The organism is Cellulomonas palmilytica (assembly GCF_021590045.1).
Classification (GTDB): Bacteria; Actinomycetota; Actinomycetes; order Actinomycetales; family Cellulomonadaceae; genus Cellulomonas; species Cellulomonas palmilytica.
On record NZ_CP062221.1, the window covers coordinates 1,515,103 to 1,532,794 of the forward strand.

11 protein-coding genes are annotated in these 17,692 nt (G+C 74.9%); 4 read left to right on the forward strand and 7 right to left on the reverse strand.

Annotation, left to right across the window (positions count from 1 at the left end; translation table 11 throughout):
- Window positions 1-82: 82 nt before the first annotated feature.
- Window positions 83-1,471, forward strand: a complete 1,389-nt coding sequence (locus F1D97_RS07065) for a PhoH family protein (protein ID WP_236123146.1) — start codon at window positions 83-85, stop codon at window positions 1,469-1,471.
- Between the two features lie 9 nt (window positions 1,472-1,480).
- On the opposite strand, the gene F1D97_RS07070 is transcribed toward F1D97_RS07065, so the two are convergent.
- Genes F1D97_RS07070 through F1D97_RS07085 form a run of 4 tightly spaced genes read right to left on the reverse strand, consistent with a single transcriptional unit; the run spans window position 1,481 to window position 9,300 of the window.
- Entirely contained in the window at window positions 1,481-2,203 is a 723-nt protein-coding gene (locus F1D97_RS07070; protein ID WP_236123147.1) for an ABC transporter ATP-binding protein, read from the reverse strand.
- Window positions 2,200-3,255 carry an ABC transporter ATP-binding protein gene (locus F1D97_RS07075; RefSeq protein ID WP_236123148.1) on the reverse strand — a complete coding sequence of 352 codons (1,056 nt, stop codon included), beginning with the start codon at window positions 3,253-3,255 and terminating at the stop codon, window positions 2,200-2,202. The genes F1D97_RS07070 and F1D97_RS07075 overlap by 4 nt, the downstream gene beginning before the upstream one ends.
- Before the next feature lie 19 nt (window positions 3,256-3,274).
- Complete coding sequence (locus F1D97_RS07080) at window positions 3,275-6,013, reverse strand: FtsX-like permease family protein (RefSeq protein ID WP_236123149.1); 2,739 nt, start codon at window positions 6,011-6,013, stop codon at window positions 3,275-3,277.
- Window positions 6,010-9,300, reverse strand: coding sequence for an FtsX-like permease family protein (locus F1D97_RS07085; protein WP_236123150.1), 3,291 nt, complete (start codon window positions 9,298-9,300; stop codon window positions 6,010-6,012). Before F1D97_RS07085 ends, F1D97_RS07080 begins: the two co-directional genes overlap by 4 nt.
- A 360-nt stretch (window positions 9,301-9,660) precedes the next feature.
- Here F1D97_RS07085 and F1D97_RS07090 point away from each other — a divergent pair, with 360 nt between their 5' ends.
- Window positions 9,661-11,346, forward strand: a complete 1,686-nt coding sequence (locus F1D97_RS07090; RefSeq protein ID WP_236123151.1) for a DHA2 family efflux MFS transporter permease subunit — start codon at window positions 9,661-9,663, stop codon at window positions 11,344-11,346.
- Window positions 11,347-11,525: 179 nt separating this feature from the next.
- Window positions 11,526-13,118 carry a glycoside hydrolase family 53 protein gene (locus F1D97_RS07095; RefSeq protein WP_236123152.1) on the forward strand — a complete coding sequence of 531 codons (1,593 nt, stop codon included), beginning with the start codon at window positions 11,526-11,528 and terminating at the stop codon, window positions 13,116-13,118.
- 106 nt (window positions 13,119-13,224) lie between these two features.
- Here the strand turns inward: F1D97_RS07095 and F1D97_RS07100 are convergent, their stop codons facing one another.
- Complete coding sequence (locus F1D97_RS07100) at window positions 13,225-14,643, reverse strand: class II fumarate hydratase (protein ID WP_236123153.1); 1,419 nt, start codon at window positions 14,641-14,643, stop codon at window positions 13,225-13,227.
- Between the two features lie 35 nt (window positions 14,644-14,678).
- Between F1D97_RS07100 and F1D97_RS07105 the strand changes: the two genes are divergently transcribed.
- A complete protein-coding gene (locus tag F1D97_RS07105) occupies window positions 14,679-15,011 on the forward strand; it encodes a DUF2087 domain-containing protein (protein WP_236123154.1) in 333 nt (110 codons plus the stop codon).
- 36 nt (window positions 15,012-15,047) lie between these two features.
- Here the strand turns inward: F1D97_RS07105 and F1D97_RS07110 are convergent, their stop codons facing one another.
- Window positions 15,048-15,692 (reverse strand): carbonic anhydrase, encoded by a 645-nt coding sequence (locus F1D97_RS07110; protein ID WP_236123155.1) that lies wholly within the window; start codon window positions 15,690-15,692, stop codon window positions 15,048-15,050.
- Window positions 15,693-15,766: 74 nt separating this feature from the next.
- Window positions 15,767-17,548 carry a hypothetical protein gene (locus tag F1D97_RS07115; protein ID WP_236123156.1) on the reverse strand — a complete coding sequence of 594 codons (1,782 nt, stop codon included), beginning with the start codon at window positions 17,546-17,548 and terminating at the stop codon, window positions 15,767-15,769.
- Window positions 17,549-17,692: the final 144 nt, after the last annotated feature.

Below are 17,692 nucleotides of genomic sequence, written 5' to 3' on the forward strand. Positions count from 1 at the left end.
GAGCCGGCCCCCGCACCACCGCGTGCGGGACACCGGAGCGCGACGCCTTCTGCGGCGCACGTAGCGCCGGAGGGAGCACGCCGTGGTCAGCAGCGCAGCTCAGCAGGGCCCCACCGGACCTGAGGACGGGCAGGACGACGCCCGCCGCACCCACGTCCTCGACACGTCCGTGCTGCTGTCCGACCCGAGAGCGATCTACCGCTTCGCGGAGCACGACGTGGTCCTGCCGGTCGTCGTCGTCACCGAGCTCGAGGCCAAGCGGCACCACGCCGAGCTCGGGTACTTCGCCCGATCCGCGCTGCGCCTGCTCGACGACCTGCGCATCCAGCACGGCCGGCTCGACGAGCCCCTGCCCATCGGCGACCAGGGCGGCACGCTGCGCGTCGAGCTCAACCACACCGACCCCTCGGTCCTGCCCGCGGGCTTCCGGCTCGGCGACAACGACACGCGCATCCTCGCGGTCGCCGCGAACCTCGCCGCGGAGGGCCGGGACGTCACCGTCGTCTCCAAGGACCTGCCGATGCGCGTCAAGGCGTCCGCGGTGGGGCTGCGCGCCGAGGAGTACCGCCACGAGCTCGCGGTCGAGTCCGGCTGGACCGGCATGGACGCGCTCGACCTGACCGAGCAGCAGATGTCGCAGCTGTGGGAGCACGAGTCCATCCCGCTCGCGGACGTCGTCAGCACCTCGTCGGAACCCGGGCCCGGCGCGGGCAACCCCACCGACCTGCCGTGCCACACCGGGCTCGTGCTGCACTCGCCGCGCGGCTCGGCGCTCGGGCGCGTCACGGCGGACAAGCACGTCGCGCTCGTGCGCGGCGACCGGGACGTGTTCGGCGTGCACGGTCGCTCGGCCGAGCAGCGCATCGCGATCGACCTGCTGCTCGACGAGGAGATCGGCATCGTGTCGCTCGGCGGCCGCGCGGGGACCGGCAAGTCCGCGCTCGCCCTGTGCGCGGGCCTCGAGGCCGTGCTCGAGCGCCGCCAGCACCGCAAGGTCATGGTGTTCCGCCCGCTGTACGCGGTCGGCGGCCAGGAGCTCGGCTACCTGCCGGGGTCCGAGGCCGAGAAGATGAACCCCTGGGCGCAGGCCGTGTTCGACACGCTCGGCGCGCTCGTCTCGCGCGAGGTCGTCGAGGAGGTCATGGACCGCGACCTGCTCGAGGTCCTGCCGCTCACGCACATCCGCGGCCGGTCGCTGCACGACGCGTTCGTGATCGTCGACGAGGCGCAGTCCCTCGAGCGCAACGTGCTGCTCACCGTGCTGTCCCGCATCGGGCAGAGCTCGCGCGTGGTCCTCACGCACGACGTCGCGCAGCGCGACAACCTGCGCGTCGGGCGGCACGACGGCGTCGCGGCGGTCATCGAGGCGCTCAAGGGCCACCCGCTGTTCGCGCACGTGACGCTCACCCGGTCCGAGCGGTCGCCCGTCGCGGCGCTCGTCACCGAGCTGCTCGAGGGCATCGAGGTCTGAGCACCGGGCTCACCCCTCGGTGAGCACCCCGTCCTGCAGGCGCACGACCCGGTCGGCCAGCGACATCATGACCGGGTCGTGCGTCGCGACGAGAGCGGTGGTGCGCTCGTGCTCGACGACCGCGCGCAGCAGGCCCATGATCGCGACACCCGTCGCGGAGTCGAGCTGGCCGGTGGGCTCGTCGGCGACGAGCAGGCGCGGCGAGTTCGCCAAGGCACGCGCGATCGCGACGCGCTGCTGCTGACCACCCGACAGCTCGCCGGGGCGCTGGTTCGCGTGCCCGCCGAGCCCGACGAGGTCGAGCAGCAGCGCCACGCGCTCGTCGCGCGCCTTCGGCGGGATCTTGCGCAGCCGCAGCGGCACGCCGACGTTCTCGGCCGCCGAGAGCACGGGCACCAGGCCGAACGTCTGGAACACGAACGACACCACGTCGCGGCGCAGCGCCACGAGCCCGCGCTCGCCGAGCCGGGACACCTCCTGGCCGTCGACGACCACGCGGCCCTCGTCGGGACGGTCGAGCCCGCCGACGACGTTGAGCAGCGTCGTCTTGCCCGAGCCGGACCGTCCGACGAGCACGACGAGCTCGCCCGGCGCGATCGAGAGCGACACGTCGCGCAGCGCGTGCACCGCCGCGTCGCCCGTGCCGTACGTGCGCGACACGTGCTCGACGAGCACCATCGGCTCCGCCGTGGTCGCGACGTGCCGGCCCTGCTGCGCTGTCTCGACGCTCATCGCGCACCTCCCTCGTCCGTGCCGGATGCGACCCCTGTGCCGGATGCGACCCCTGTGCCGGATGCGACGCCCGTGCCCGATGCGACGTCCGTGCCGGATGCGACGCCCGTGCCGGTGCCCGACGGCACCACGCGCGGCCGGTCCGGCCACACCGAGACGTGCGACGCCTCGAGCGCGAGCCGCACGCGCCCCGAGAGCTCGAGCGCCTCGCGGTACTCCGCGGGCAGCTGCACGCGTCCGGCGCGGTCGAGCACCGCGAACTCCTCGGCCACCACGTGCTCGGTCCCGTCGTCGCGCAGGTGCGTGCGGCGCACGGTCTCCGACGACGTGCGCCCGTCGCGGATCGCGACCGTGCGCTGCACGTGCTCGCTCACGCCCGGGTCGTGCGTCACGACGACGACCGTCGTGCCGAGCTCGCGGTTGACGAGCCGCAGGCACTCGAGCACCTGGTCGGACGTCGCGGAGTCCAGCTCGCCGGTCGGCTCGTCGGCGAACACGACCTGCGGCGACGTGGCGAGCGCGACGCCGATCGCGACGCGCTGCTGCTCACCGCCCGACAGCTGGCCCGGACGCCGGTCCGCGCAGTAGCCCACGCCGAGCAGGTCGAGCAGCTCGGCGGCACGCGCCTCGCGTTCACGGCGGCCGCGCCCCGCGAGCGCGAGCGGCATCGTGACGTTCTCGGTCGCGGTCAGGTACGGCACGAGGTTGCGGGCCGTCTGCTGCCACACGAACCCGACCATCTCGCGCCGGTACGCGACGCGCTGCGCGGACGTCATGGCCATGAGGTCCCAGTCGCCCACCCGCACGCGCCCGGCGGTCGGCACGTCGAGGCCCGACAGGACCGCGAGCAGCGTCGACTTGCCGGAGCCGGACGCGCCGACGATCGCGACGAGCTCGCCGGGCTCGACGAGCAGGTCGAGGCCCTGCAGCGCCTGCACCTCGATGCCCTCGGACTGGTAGATGCGCACCAGGGAGTCGCACACGATGAGCGCGTCCTGGCCGAACGCGGGAGCGCCGGCCTCCTGGGTGAGCCGGTCGAGCGTCGTCGTCATCGCGCCTCCTTCGTCGTCGTCATCGTTCCGCCTCGCGGATGCCGAGGGCCAGGTCGTCGTCCCGCCGTGTGCGTGCCTCGACCTCGACCGCGACCGCGAGGCCCGCGGCGAGCGCCCCGACCGCGACCGCGAACGGCAGCCAGGTGACGGTCACGCGCGTCGTGCCGGGCTCGCCCGTGAGCGCGGACAGGCCCAGCGCGTTCGTCAGGAGCCACGGCACGACGACGCCGATCGCGGAGCCCGCGAGCAGTCCCGCCACCGCGATCGGCGCGACCTCGCCCGCGGACAGGCGGCGCGCGGTGCCCGCGTCGAGGCCGAGCGTCCGCAGCACGTGCAGCGTGCGGCGCCGGTCGCGCGCGGTCGCGACGACGGTGAGGACGAGCGCGACGACCGCGAGCACGGCGAGCGCGGCCTGCGCGACGCGCAGCAGCGTGCGCAGGCCGGTGGTCAGGGGGGAGGAGTTCCACGTGTCCAGCCACTCGACGCGGCTCAGCACGCTCACCTCGGGCAGCGCCGCGACGGCCTCGGCGACGACGGCCTCGTCGGCACCCCGGCCGAGCACCCACGTGGTCTGCGCGGGGACGGGCGCGCCGAGCCCGGCGGCCAGCGCCGTGCGGTCGACGACGACCGTGGGCGCGCCGTCCACGCGGACGCTCGTCGTGCCGCGCACGTCGACCGGCACGAACACGTCCGTCGTCCACACCTGCGGGTCGAAGGCCTCGGCGATCCGCTGCAGCTCGGGCGAGACGAGCGCGGGCACGCCTCCTGGCGCGTCGGCGCCCAACCCGGCGAGCCCGTCGTCGACCACCGCGCCCTGCGCGGCCCGCAGCCGCGCCCAGTGCTCCGCGTCGACCGCGAGCAGCGTGACGTCCACGCCCGAGCCGACGCCGAACGTGCGGCTCACCCACGTGCGCGAGCCGACGACGCTCGTCACGCCGTCCTGCGTGCGCAGCGCGTCGAGCACCGCGTCGTCCACCGGCCCGTCGATCCGCACGTCGCCCCCCACCAGGAGGTCGGCGGCGCGGTCCTGCCCGCGGTCCACGGTCGTGACCGTGATGCCGCTGAACACGACGAGCGCGACGGCCACGGTGACGGACAGCAGGGGGATCGCCGTGCGGCTCGCACGCTCGGCGCGCGCGGTCGCGACCAGTCCGGCGAGCGCGGGACCGCGCGACGCGACGGCACGCAGGCGGCGCAGCACGGGCGGGACGACGTGCGCGGCGAGCACCGTCGCGGCGCCGGCGAGCAGCACGGGCGTCGCGGCGAGCAGCCAGTCGACGTCGCCGGCGCTGCTCGACAGCAGACCGCGCGAGCGCACCGACAGCAGCGCCCCGGCCGCGACGGCCAGGAGCGTGAGCTCCGCGACGAGCCGACGCGTGCGGCGGCGCGACGCGAGCCGGTCGCGGTCCGCGCGGTTGGCGGGCACCCGGCGCCCGGTCCAGGACCGGCGCACGAGCGCGGCGGCCAGCACCGCGGGCGCGAGCACGCCGACCGCGGCGACGGCGGCACCCGGCCACCACGAGCCGCCGACGCGCGGCAGCAGCAGCACGAGCAGACCGACGGCCACCGCGCTCGCGGACGCCGCGAGCGGCACCGACTCGAGCAGCGACCGCCAGCCCACGGATGCGACCGACGCGCCGCGCGCCCGCTCCAGCGTGAGCGTCGCGGACCGGCGCTCCACCAGAAGGCGGGCGGCGAGCAGGATCGTCAGCGCCCCGACCGACACGATGCCGAGCAGCAGCACGCTCGCCTGCGCGGTCGCCCCCGCGAGGCGCGCGCGGTACTCGAGCAGCACGTCGTCGAGCGACGTCGCGAGCGTGGGCGTGCGCGCGTCGCGCAGCTGCAGCGGGCCGGGGTCGGCCCGCAGGTCCACGACCTGCGCCGCGAGCGTGCGCGCACGTGCGGCGGTGAGGCGGTCGGGCAGCGCGACGAACCGGACGTCGGTCGTCACGGCGGTCGGCTGCATCGCGACGAGCAGGTCCGGCACGGACGCGTCGGTCACGAGCAGCCCGGCGGCCGCGACCGACCCCGTCGACGCGGGCGCGGGCGTCGCGGTGACGAACTCGGGCAGCGCGGTCCACACCGGGTCCTGCGGGTCGACGACCTCGTACGTGCCGACGACGACCGCGGTGAGCCGGGTGACCATCGCCCCGGTCACGCGCACCTCGTCGCCCAGCGCGAGCCCGAGGGCGTCGAGCGCGTCGGCGGTGACGCCCACCTCGACGCGGCGCTCGAGCGTCGAGAGCGGCTGCTCCTCCGCGGGCTGCACGTCCGCGAGCAGCTCGGGTGCGCGGCCGGAGACCCACCGCACGGCGTCTTGCCCGTCGGAGGCGATGACGTAGCCCGCGCGCGCGACCGCGGTCCCGGCCGGCACGGTCGCGGTCCACGCGGACGTCGTCGTCGACAGCGACGGTCCCGCGAGGTCCGCCCGCAGGCCGGCGGGGATGCCCGCGTCGACGGTCGCGGCGTCGCGGTGCAGGGCCTCGGCCGCGTCGTCGGGGCGGACCCCGGCGAGCGGCGGGGTGGCGCCGGTGACGCGCGCGACCACGTCGGTGTCGGGGCGGCTGCGCTCGACGGCGTCGCGGGCACCGGCGTCGGCGACGCTCGTCACGAGCCGCGGCGCGAGGAGCGCGACCAGCACGAGCGCCGCGAGGAGCGCCCCCGTCAGCGCGAGCAGGCCGGCGTCGGTGCGGGCGCGGCGCCGCACCAGGAGCGGGCCGGCGGCGCCGACCGTCCGGATCCTCGTCGTGGCGTTCATCCCTCGTCCCCCAGTCGCAGGAGCGCACCGGACGTGCGGCGCAGCAGGGCGCGCGTGGTGACGACGACCGCGAGCGTGGCCCCGGCCGCGACCGCCGCCACGACCGTGCCCAGCACGGGCCACGGCCACTCCACGAGGACCGCGGGCACGGGGGCGAGCCCGACGTCGGAGACGGTCACGAGCGGCGTGACGACGCGCACGAGCAGCGCACCCACCGCGAGACCGGCGGCGGTGCCGAGCGCACCGAGCAGCGAGTACTCGCCGAGCACCGCGCGCGACAGCGCACCGCGAGACGCGCCGAGCGCCTGCAGCCGCGCGAGCTCGAGGCGGCGCGTGCGCACCGCGACGGTCGCGCTGAGCGCGATGCCCGTGACGGCGAGCGCGACGGCGGCGAGCGTGACGCTCCACAGCGCCGCGGGGATGCCGACGTGCAGCGGGCCGCGCGTCGCCTCGCGAGCGGTCTCGACGCGCGTCGTCGCGGCGCCCACGCCCGCCTGCGTGACGGCGTCCGCGGCAGCCGGTGCGGCGTCGTCGTCGACCAGGGCCCACCACTCGTCGACGAGCGCGTCCCGGGCGCCGGTGACGAGCGTGGCGCGGGTGAGCGCGTCGCGGTCCACCAGCACGCCGTCGCCCGTCGGCAGGCTCGGCAGGTACGGGACGACGCCGTCGACGCGCAGCTGCACGTCGATCCCGTCGACCTGCACGGCCAGCACGTCGTCCTGCGTGGCGGACAGCGTCTCGAGCATGCCGGGGGTGACCAGTGCGTGCACGATCGGCTCACGGTCGAACGCGGTGGTGAACAGCGCGCCCATCCCCATGGTGATCAGCCCCATGTCGGTGACCGCGGTGACGTGCAGCGCGCCCGCGTCGACCCACGTCGCCCCCAGGCGTGTGCCGGGCATCATCGGGTCCCACGTCGACGGCGACGCGGTGCGCCACCGCACCCGGCCGAGGTCCACGGGCGTCTCACCGCCGTCCGCGTCGAGCGCACGCACGTCGGAGACAACGCCCTCGACGCCGATCTGCCACGAGTCGGGGTCGTCGAGCTCGAGCGAGGCGAACGGTGCGCTCAGGCGCAGCGTCACGCCGACGACGTGCGTCGCGCCGAGGCCCTCGGGCAGGTCGACCGTGACGGGCAGGGGGCTGACGTCCTCGATGCCCGGGGCCGACTGGGGCGGGAAGGTCCCGACGTCGAGGGTCGTGCGGGCGCCGCGCGCGTCGGCGAGCACGAGCGACGCCGTGACCCGGCCCGCGAGGACGGGCTGGCCCGTCCAGAAACGCAGGTCGAGCGCGAGCTGCCGGGCGTCGGCGGGCACCGGTGCGCCCGTGACGACCGTGGTGGGTGCCAGGCTCGCGGCCGCAGCGGCCCACCCCTCGTCGAGCCGACCGCGCAGGAGGTCGCCCGCGTGGCGGGTGTCCAGCGCGACGAGCGTCGCCGGCGAGCCCGTGGCGAGCGTCGCCGCGCCCGTGGCGACCGCGACCTGCGCCTGGCGTCGCGCGACGGGGGAGACGACGACGAGGTCGTCGACGCCCGCGAGCCGCGCGGACTGCTCGAGCGTCGTGCCGTCGAGGTCCTGCACGCGCAGGTCGGTGCCCACGGCCAGCTCGGCCTGCTCGCGCTGCGACACGTGCCAGGTCGCGAGCCAGCCCTGGGCGAACGTGCCGGTGGCGACCGCGAGCGTCACGAGCAGCACCGCGCCCCCGGCCCGGTGCGGGCGACGGCTGACCTGCCACGCGGCGAGCGGGGCGACGAGCGCGCGCGAGCGCGCGGCCACGAGCTCGCCGACGCGCGCCACGAGCGGGAGCACGCGGCCGGCGACCACGCCGCCCGCGAGCAGCACGAGCGCGGGCGCGGCGACGAGGAGCGGGTCGACGTCGCCCGAGCTGTCGAGCACCGCGGAGCCGTGCCGTGCGAGCTGCCACAGCGCGACACCCGCGACGACGACGACCGCGAGGTCGACGCCCGAGCGCGCGAACATCTGGCGACGGTCCTGGCGGACCTCCTGCTGCTCGGTGTCGACGGCCGACACGCGGCGGCGCAGCGAGGGTGCGAGCAGCACCGCGGCGAGCAGCGCGGCCGCGACCGCGCAGGTCAGCCACAGCGTCGCGGGGGTGCCGGGGTCGACCGCGAGCCCGGCGTCGCGCAGCAGCGGTGCGCTCGCGAGCGCGCGGTAGGCGAGGTGCGCGAGCCAGGGCGCGAGTGCCGCGGCGACGGCCGCGACGCCGAGCGCCTCGAGCGCCGCGAGGCCGACGAGCTGCGGTGCCGACGCGCCGCGGGACGTCAGGAGCGTCTGCTCGGCGGTGCGTCGCTCGGCGAGCAGCCGGGCCGCGATGAGCAGCACGGTCACCGCGACGACGAGCAGCAGGAGGCCGACCACGACGACGCCGACGCGGGTCACGCCGAGGCTCGCCGAGATCGTGTCGAGCGTCCGGTCGAGCGACGTGGACAGGTCGACGGTCGCGGCGGGGACGGACGCGTACGCGTCGGTCTGTGCGGTGCTCAGCCGCACCCGCAGCGCGTCGAGCTGCGCGGGGGTCGCGGCGTCGAGGTCGGGGTACGCGACGTGGCGCACCACGCCGGGGACGACCGCGCCCGCGTCGCGCGCGACGACGAACGGGCCCCACGCGTCGGTCGTCACGGAGCCGAACGTGTTGGGCACGGGGTAGTCGGGGTCGTGCACGCGGCCGGCGAGCACGTCGCGCGTCCACAGGGCGCGGGGCGGGTCGATCCGGTAGACGCCGACGACCCGGACGGGGATGTCGGCGCCGACGTCCGTCCCGGTCAGCCGGAGGTCGGTGCCGACCTTCCACCCGTTGGCGTCGGCGGCCGCCTCGGGGACCGCGACGGGGGTCGCGTACGAGCCGGGGACCTGGCTGCCGGTCGGCCACTCGCCGTCGACGAGCGTCGCGTGCTCGGGGACGACGGGGTAGTCGGCGAGGTAGACGATCCGCGTGCGCGCTACGGCCTCGTCGCCCATGGCGAACAGCCAGGGCGACGACGTCCACGTCTCGACGCGCGCCGGCACGTCGGCGAGCAGCGTCTCGAGGGCTTCGGCCGCGCGGGCGGTCACCGTCTCGGGCGACTCCTGCCCGACGACCGCGCGCAGGTCGATCGTCGTGTCCTGCACCGCAGCGCGGTCGAGCGCGACCTGGGGCGCCCGTGTCTCACCGGTCGAGAGCAGGAGCGCGAACGTGCCGAGCAGGGTCGTCGCGACGAGCGTCACCGCGAGCACCGCGAGCAGCAGGGTGCTCTGCGCCCGGGCGCGGTGCGCCAGCAACCGCGGCATCCAGCCCAACGCCCGACCTCCCCGACCTCGCGTCACCGGCCTGACCAGGCCTGTCGCGTCGAACGTAGCCCAGCGGACAGCACCGGGGGAGCGTTCCCACGACAGTGGCCCGAGCCTTGTCCGGCCCGTTCAACCGGCATCGGCACAACGGTGGGATCCCCACAGCAACCTTTTCCTGGGTCACTCGGACGGGTGAACGGCAGGGTGCTTGCGGCAGCCGGGAGGCGGTGTCCGTGGCCGCGCCTAGGCTCGGGGACGGGCCGCCCTCCATCCGGCTCCTCGCCCGCTCCTCGCCCGCTCCTCGCTCGCACCTCGCTCGCACCCAGACCGATCGTCCAGCCGCCCGAGAGGCATCTCGCCATGACGCACGACCGCACGTCCGCCGGCCCGGTGGGCGCACCGCGGAGCCCCGGTCCCGTGGACCTGCACGGGCGCAGCCCCTGGAGCGTGCTGCCCGCACTGTGCCTCGGGTTCTTCATGATCATGCTCGACACGACGATCGTGAACATCGCCGTCCCCACCCTCGTGCGCGAGCTCGACGCGGACCTCACGGGCGTGGGCTGGGTCAACAGCGCCTACCTGCTGACGTTCGCGGTGCTCCTGCTGGTGACCGGCCGGCTCGGGGACCGGTTCGGTCCGAGACCGGTGTTCGTCGCGGGCCTCGTCGTGTTCACCGTGACGTCCGCCGTCTGCGGGCTCGCCGGCTCCGTCGGTGTGCTCGTCGCCGCGCGAGCCGCGCAGGGCGTCGGCGCGGCGCTCATGACGCCCCAGACGATGTCGATGATCACGCGCGTCTTCCCGCCCGAGCGCCGCGGCGCGGCCATGGGCGTGTGGGGCGCGGTCGCGGGCGTCGCGACCATCACGGGCCCCGTGCTCGGCGGCGTGCTCGTCGAGTCGATCGGCTGGGAGTCGATCTTCTTCATCAACCTCCCGGTCGGTGCGGCCGCGCTGTGGTTCGCGGTGCGCACGCTGCCGTCGCTGCCCACGCACGCGCGCTCGTTCGACCTCCTCGGCGTCGCGCTGTCCGTCGTCGGCATGTTCCTGCTGGTGTTCGGCCTGATGGAGGGCGAGACGTACGACTGGGGCACCATCCGCGGGCCCGTGTCGGTGTGGCTCGTGATCGGCACGGGTGTCCTGGTGCTCGGCGTGTTCGCGTGGTGGCAGGACCGGATCGGCGACCGCGCGCTGCTGCCGCTGCGCCTGTTCCACGTGCGCAACTTCTCGCTCGCCAACGTCTCGGGCGCCGCGGTGACGTTCTCGATGACCGGCATCTTCTTCCCGTTCACCATCTACCTGCAGCTCGTGCTGGGGCTGTCGCCGCTGCGTGCGGCGCTCGTGGGCGCGGGCGGTTCGCTCGTGTCGGGGGTCGTCGCGCCGCTCGCGGGCCGCCTGTCGGACCGCGTGCCCGCGAAGTGGGTGGTCTCGGCGGGGTTCGCGGTCCTGGCGGTGGTCGTGACGTGGGTCGCGGCCGCGGTGCGCCCGGACGCGCAGGTGTGGACGCTGGTGGTGCCGATGACGATCTTCGGCATCGGCACCGGGCTCGTGTTCTCGCCGCTCGCGGCGGCGGCGACCGCGGGCCTCGACCAGCGGACCGCGGGAGCCGGGGCCGGGGCGTTCAACACCACGCGGCAGATCGGTGCCGTGGTCGGCTCGGCCGCGGTCGTCGCGATGCTCACGTCCCGGCTGTCGGCGACGGTTCCCGACGCGGCGGCCGAGGCGGCCCGAGGCCTCCCGGAGGCGGCGCGCGGGCCGTTCCTCGACGCGTTCTCGCGCCTCGACGCGTCGGCGCTGTCGAGCGCCACGGGCCGGTTCGCGGTGCCCGACGGCGTGCCCGCCGAGCTCGTCGACCAGGTGCGTGCCGCCGCGCTGGACGCCGTGAGCAGGGGCTTCGCGACCGCGACCGCGCAGACGCTGCTGCTCACCGCGGGCGTCCTCGTCGTCGGGCTCGTCTCCGCGCTCGCGATGCACGCCGTGCAGCCCCACGCGCGCACCGTCGCGCCCGAGCGCGCGGCCGCCGAGGCCGTCGCGCCGCCGCGTCAGTCCTGAGCGGTTCGGGGCCGCGTCCGATCGGGTGGCGAAACGATTGGGAACGGTCACAGATCGCGAACCCGTCGTCACGCGCTCTATGCCGCGGACGTCGACCCGCAGTACGTTCCCGCTCGACGGTGCGATTGGGAACGGTCACAGTGTCCCTGCTCCGCGCCGACCGACGTCGAGGAGGACGGATGGGGATCACGAGGGCGAGCCGCGCGGTCGCGGCACTGGCCGGCGGGCTGCTGATCGCCGGCGCGTTCGCGCTGCCGGCACAGGCCGCGCCGAGCATCACGAACGCCGGGTTCGAGTCCAGCTCGAGCGCGCTCACCGGGTGGACCGTCACGGGCACCACGTCCGCGGCGTCGGTCGCCTCGTCGGGAGCGCACGGCGGGTCCCGGCGCGCGAACCTGTGGGCGTCGGGCGCCTACACGACGGAGCTGCGGCAGACCGTGTCCGGCTTCACCGCGGGCTGGTACACGCTGCGCGTCTGGGCGAGGTCCGGCTCGGCGACGCCCGGGCAGGCCCTCGACGTCACCAAGATCGGGCTCGAGTGCGCCGGGTCGACGTGGCGCTACCAGGACGTGCCCAGCACCGAGCAGGACAACGGCTGGCTGCAGGTCGCCGCGTCCGCGTACGTCCCCGGCTCGTCGTGCACGGTCGTGCTCAAGACCTCCACGACGGTGGGCGGCGCGTGGGCGCACTTCGACGACGTGACGATCGAGTCCGGGCGCATCACGCGTCCGGTCCGCGGCATGGACGTCTCCTCGCTGCCGAAGAACGAGGCGAACGGCGCGGTCTACCGCGACGAGAACGGCAACGCGGGTGACGCGGTCGCGCTGCTCGCGGGCTCGGGCGTCAACTACGCGCGGCTCAAGGTCTGGGTGAACCCCGCGGACGGCTACAACAACAAGGCGCGCGTCCTCGCGCTCGCCAAGCGCGTCAAGGCCGCCGGCATGGGCCTGCTCGTCGACTTCCACTACTCCGACACGTGGGCGGACCCCGGCGCGCAGAAGGTGCCGGCCGCGTGGTCGTCGTACACCCTCGGCCAGCTCGCCGGCGCGGTCGCGGCGCACACCACGGACGTGCTCACCGCGCTCAAGAACCAGGGCACGCCCGCGGACATGGTGCAGGTCGGCAACGAGATCAACCCCGGCATGCTCGTGACGGGCGGCGCGGCGTCCGGCTCGGTGTCGAGCTGGTCGAACCTCGGGACGCTCCTCAGGGCGGGCGCCGAGGCGGTGCGCGCCGTCCAGCCGAACGCCAAGATCGTCCTGCACCTGACGAACCTCAACAACGGGGTCTCGGGGCTGCAGAGCTGGTACGCGAACGCGGCCGCGCAGGGCGTGCCGTTCGACGTGATCGGCCTGTCGTTCTACGGCTACTGGCACGGCAGCCTGTCCTCGCTGCAGAGCGGCGCGAAGACCCTGCTCGCGGCGTTCCCCGGCAAGCAGCTCGCGGTCGTCGAGACCGCCTACGGGTTCACGACCGCCCAGGACGACGCGCTGACGAACATCTTCGGCAGCGGGAACGTGATCCCGGGCTTCCCCGCGACGCCTGCGGGCCAGGCGTCGTACGTGCGGGCGGTCCAGAACGTCGTCGCCGGGCTGCCCGGCGGGCGCGGCCTGGGCGTCTTCTACTGGGAGGGCACCTGGACCGCTGTGCCCGGCTCGGCGTGGGACCCGACGAACAGCTGGTCGGGCAACGGCTGGGAGAACCAGGCGATCTTCGACTACGCCGACAAGCGCCTGCCCGTGCGCTGGGAGTTCCAACCGGACCCGTCCTGAACCCGAGACCCGTCGCGACCCCGTGCCCCCTGACGAGGGAGCGCGACGAGACGCCGAAGGCCGGCCACACCACGGGTGGCCGGCCTTCGGTTCGTCGGGTGGCGGGTCAGGCCTGCGGCGGGCGCGTCATGCTCAGCACGTCGAGCGCCGCGTCGAGCTGGGCCTCGGTGACCTCGCCGCGCTCCACGTAGCCGAGGTCCACGACGGACTGGCGGATCGTCAGCCCGTGCTTGACCGCGTGCTTCGCGATCTTCGCGGCGGCCTCGTAGCCGATGACGCGGTTGAGCGGCGTGACGATCGACGGCGACGACTCGGCGTACGCCCGCGCGCGCTCCTCGTTCGCCACCAGGCCCGTGATCGTCTTGTCGGCGAGCACACGGCTCGCGTTGGCGAGCAGGCGGATCGACTCCAGCACCGCCGAGGCGATGACCGGGATCTGCACGTTGAGCTCGAACGAGCCCGACGCGCCCGCCCACGCGACCGTCGCGTCGTTCCCGACGACGCGCGCGGCGACCATGAGCACCGCCTCGGGCACCACGGGGTTCACCTTGCCCGGCATGATCGACGAGCCCGGCTGCAGGTCGGGGATCGCGATCTCCGACAGGCCCGTGTTGGGGCCCGAGCCCATCCAGCGCAGGTCGTTGCAGATCTTGGTGAGCGACACCGCGATGGTGCGCAGCGCGCCCGAGAGCTCGACCAGGCCGTCGCGCGAGGACTGCGCCTCGAAGTGGTCACGCGCCTCGGTCAGCGGCAGCCCCGTGTCTTCGCGCAGCAGCTCGATGACGCGCTGCGGGAAGCCCGCGGGCGTGTTGATGCCCGTACCGACCGCGGTGCCACCGAGCGGCACCTCGGCCGCACGGGGGAGCGCGGCCTGCAGGCGCTCGATGCCGTAGCGCACCGCCGCGGCGTACCCGCCGAACTCCTGGCCGAGCGTCACCGGCGTGGCGTCCATGAGGTGCGTGCGGCCGGACTTCACGACGCCCGCCCACGCGTCGGCCTTCGCGCCGAGCGCCCCCGCGAGGTGCTCCAGGGCCGGCACCAGGTCGCGGACCACGCCCGCCGTCGCGGCCACGTGCACGCTCGTCGGGAAGACGTCGTTCGACGACTGCGACGCGTTCACGTGGTCGTTCGGGTGCACGTCCGCGCCGAGCGAGCGCGTCGCGAGCGTCGCGAGCACCTCGTTGGTGTTCATGTTCGACGACGTGCCGGAACCGGTCTGGTAGACGTCGACCGGGAAGTGCGCGTCGTGCGCTCCCGCGGCGACCTCGTCGGCGGCCGCGGCGATCGCCTCGGCCACGTCGCCCGGCAGCACGCCGAGCTCGGCGTTGGCGCGCGCGGCGGCCTTCTTGATGCGCGCGAGGGCCTCGATGTGGCCGCGCTCGAGACGCGATCCCGAGATGGGGAAGTTCTCGACCGCGCGCTGCGTCTGCGCGCGGTACAGGGCGGCGGCCGGGACCCGGACCTCACCCATGGTGTCGTGCTCGATCCGGTACTCGACCCCGTCGTCGGGAAGCGCAGATGTCATACGCCCATCCTGCCGCATGCACGAGACTGGCCCTCGTGAACGCCGATGCCCCCGACGTCTGCCCGGCCGAGCGGTTCCTCGAGCGCGGGCGCCTCGTCCGCTCGCCGCGGCGTCAGGCCGACCGCACGCTCGTCGTCGAGCACCTGGCCTCGCTCGTCCTCGCCTCCGGCGAGCGTGCCGACGAGAAGCAGGTGACGGAGCGCCTCGCGGAGGTGGTCGAGGACCCCGTCCGGCTGCGCCGTGACCTGGTCGAGGCCGGGCTGCTCGGCCGCCGCGGCGACGGGTCGGCCTACTGGCGCGAGCGCGTCACGCCGCACGACGACGAGCCGTCGGCGCGGCCTCGGCCCGACGACCCCTGGTTCCCCTGACGACCCGGTCCCCGACGGCCCCGTACTGCTGAGGACTCAGGCCTCGCCGATGTCGCCGACGACCTCGGCGATGCGCACACGCCCGTCCGCGAGCGCGTACTCGAGCCCGACGATCGCGCAGCGGCCCTCCTCGACGGCGTCCGCGAGGGACACCGAGTAGCCCTGCAGCATCCGGACGGTGTGCTTGACGTGCTCGTGGCCGAGCACGGCGGCGTCGAGCCCGTCGGCACCCTCGCCGGCCCGCGTGAGGCCGACGATGCTGGGGATCACGCGGTCGACGACCGCACGCACGAAGCCCGGGGGCAACGTGCCCTCGTTGAGCGCGGACGTCGCCGCGGCGACCGCGCCGCACGAGTCGTGGCCGAGGACGACGACGAGCGGGGTGCCCAGCACCTCGACGCCGTACTCGATCGAGCCGATCACGGTCGTGTCGAGCACGTGCCCGGCGGTGCGGACGACGAACAGGTCGCCGAGCCCCTGGTCGAAGATGATCTCGGCCGCGACGCGCGAGTCCGAGCAGCCGAACAGGACCGCGAACGGGTGCTGCGACTCGCTCACCTCGGCGCGGCGGTCGACGCCCTGCGACGGGTGCAGCATCTCACCGGCGACGAACCGGGAGTTGCCGTTCTTGAGCGCGGTCCAGGCCTCGGCGGGGGTCATCCGTGTCGTCACGCCGGTCATCGTCGCAGGAACGGACATCCTGCGCGCGGCGGTCTCACGGCCGAGGCCGCACGCGGCCGCGGCGGTCGCCGCGGTCAGCCGATCATCGCGAGCGCGAGCAGCTTCCCGAGCGTCGCGCCGGCGTCGCGCGGCGACTCGCCGAGCTCGACGAGGCGCTCCCGCGCGCGCTTGTGGACCCGAACGTAGGAGGGGCGCACCGCGAGGTGCTCGATGCTCTCGTAGCCGCGCTCCGCGAGGCGCAGCAGGTTCTCGGTCGTCATGGGACCGGTCATCCCGGCGTGCTCCGCGACCCCCATGCCGAGGGCCGACGGGCCGGCGGGGACGTCGGACGGCAGCCCGTGCACGGGCAGCTCGGTCTTCGCGTCCGGTCCGAGCGGTCCGCCGAGCTCCGCGAGGCGCTGCGCGAGCAGGTCCGGCGCGAGCGCCTTCTCCGGCTTGTCGTACGGCATCGCGGCGAGCTGGGTGTCCATGAGCGCGAGCAGCCCGGCCATGACGTTCTCGCCCTGGCCGCGCAGGCGTGCCCGGTCGCGGCGCTCGCGCGGCGCCAGGCCGTCGAGGCGCTGGTGGCCGAGGGCCGCGAGCGCGACCTGGTGCAGCGGGCGCAGCCCGGTCATCGACAGCGCGATCGACGCGCCCGCGCCGTGGATGCCGTTCCGGAAGCCGCAGTACAGCATCTCGCTCGCGTCGGCCCACCGCGGGTCGCCACCCGTGGCGCGGATGCCCTTGATGGCCTGCGCCTTCATCGAGGGCAGCTGCACCGCGCGCTGGTTGGTCTCCTCGAACATCTCGCGGTGCGTGCGCCACTTCCAGTTGCCCTTGAAGATCTCCGCGCCCACGCCGTTGATGTTGATCGCGCCGCGCCGGATCGTGCTCAGCGGCGAGAGCGTGTCGTAGAAGCCGAGCGTCGACGAGGCGAGCAGCGTCAGCGGCGACCCGGCGTCCTCGGTGGGTGTGGTCTTCTTGCGCGGGACGCCCATGCGCAGCCGGTAGTGCTCGGCGATCGGGGCGACCGCGCGCGCGTCCCGGTCGTGGCTGCCCGCGCCGCCGCGGGTGTGCACGACGAGCTGGTGGGCGGCACCGCCGTGCACGGCGCCGCCCAGCAGCACGCGCGAGTCGTAGCCGCCGGACAGCATGAGGCGGACGTCGAAGTCGTCGCGCAGCGCGAGCGTCGTCATGGTGCGCGCGACGAACGTCGCGGCGCCCCGCATCGCGGCGACGGGGTCGAGGTCGACGTCGACGACCCGCGACGCGAGCAGCGGACCGTCCGGCTCGACGCGGAGCGTGCGCAGCGGGATCCGCACGCCCCGCCCGGCGGCCGCGTAGGAGATCTCGACGACGTGCGTGTCCTCGCTGATCTGCTGCGAGGCGAAGTTGTTGGGGAACGTGCGCGCGAGCAGCACCTCGGTGTGCTGCGTGACGCTCTGGCCCAGCCAGCGGCGCAGGTCGACGAGCACGAGCAGCGAGTCGCACACCGCCGCGAACCCGTCGCCCGACGTCGAGGCGAGCGCGACCGAGCCGAGCACGTCCCGGCGGGCCACGACGGCGTCGTCGTCCCACTCGAGGAGCACGAACTCGCCCGAGACGCCGTGCGGGTCGGTGTGCGCTCCCGCGGGCATCGCGTCCCAGCCGGCGAGCCCGAAGCCGATCGCGCCGTGCTCGGGGGAGACGGCGGTGCCGCGGAAGAACCGGCCCTGCTCGAGGCACGCGTCGAGGCCCCGGCTCACGAGCAGCAGGACGGTGCGCTCGTCCAGGTCGACGAACCGGTGCTCGGAGTCGACCGAGCCGCGAGCCCGGAGCCACTGCTCGACCCGGGGTAGGAGCTCGCGGCGCAGCGTCACGCCGAGGTAGTTCGACACGGGAGGACGGTACCGCGCACGAGGGGCACTCCGGACGGACTACCTGTGCGCGCACGAATGCGCACAAAACTTCCACGAGCGCATCCCGAGGCCCTCGACGTGCGGCGACGCCCCACAAGGTGTACCCAGGACGCAGCACAACGA

Excerpts from the sequence above, each read along its gene's own strand:
- F1D97_RS07070 (WP_236123147.1), bottom strand. The coding sequence starts at position 2,203 with ATGAGCGTCGAGACAGCGCAGCAGGGCCGGCACGTCGCGACCACGGCG.
- F1D97_RS07075 (WP_236123148.1), bottom strand. The coding sequence starts at position 3,255 with ATGACGACGACGCTCGACCGGCTCACCCAGGAGGCCGGCGCTCCCGCG.
- F1D97_RS07080 (WP_236123149.1), bottom strand. The coding sequence starts at position 6,013 with ATGAACGCCACGACGAGGATCCGGACGGTCGGCGCCGCCGGCCCGCTC.
- F1D97_RS07085 (WP_236123150.1), bottom strand. The coding sequence starts at position 9,300 with ATGCCGCGGTTGCTGGCGCACCGCGCCCGGGCGCAGAGCACCCTGCTG.
- F1D97_RS07090 (WP_236123151.1), top strand. The coding sequence starts at position 9,661 with ATGACGCACGACCGCACGTCCGCCGGCCCGGTGGGCGCACCGCGGAGC.
- F1D97_RS07095 (WP_236123152.1), top strand. The coding sequence starts at position 11,526 with ATGGGGATCACGAGGGCGAGCCGCGCGGTCGCGGCACTGGCCGGCGGG.
- F1D97_RS07100 (WP_236123153.1), bottom strand. The coding sequence starts at position 14,643 with ATGACATCTGCGCTTCCCGACGACGGGGTCGAGTACCGGATCGAGCAC.
- F1D97_RS07110 (WP_236123155.1), bottom strand. The coding sequence starts at position 15,692 with ATGACCGGCGTGACGACACGGATGACCCCCGCCGAGGCCTGGACCGCG.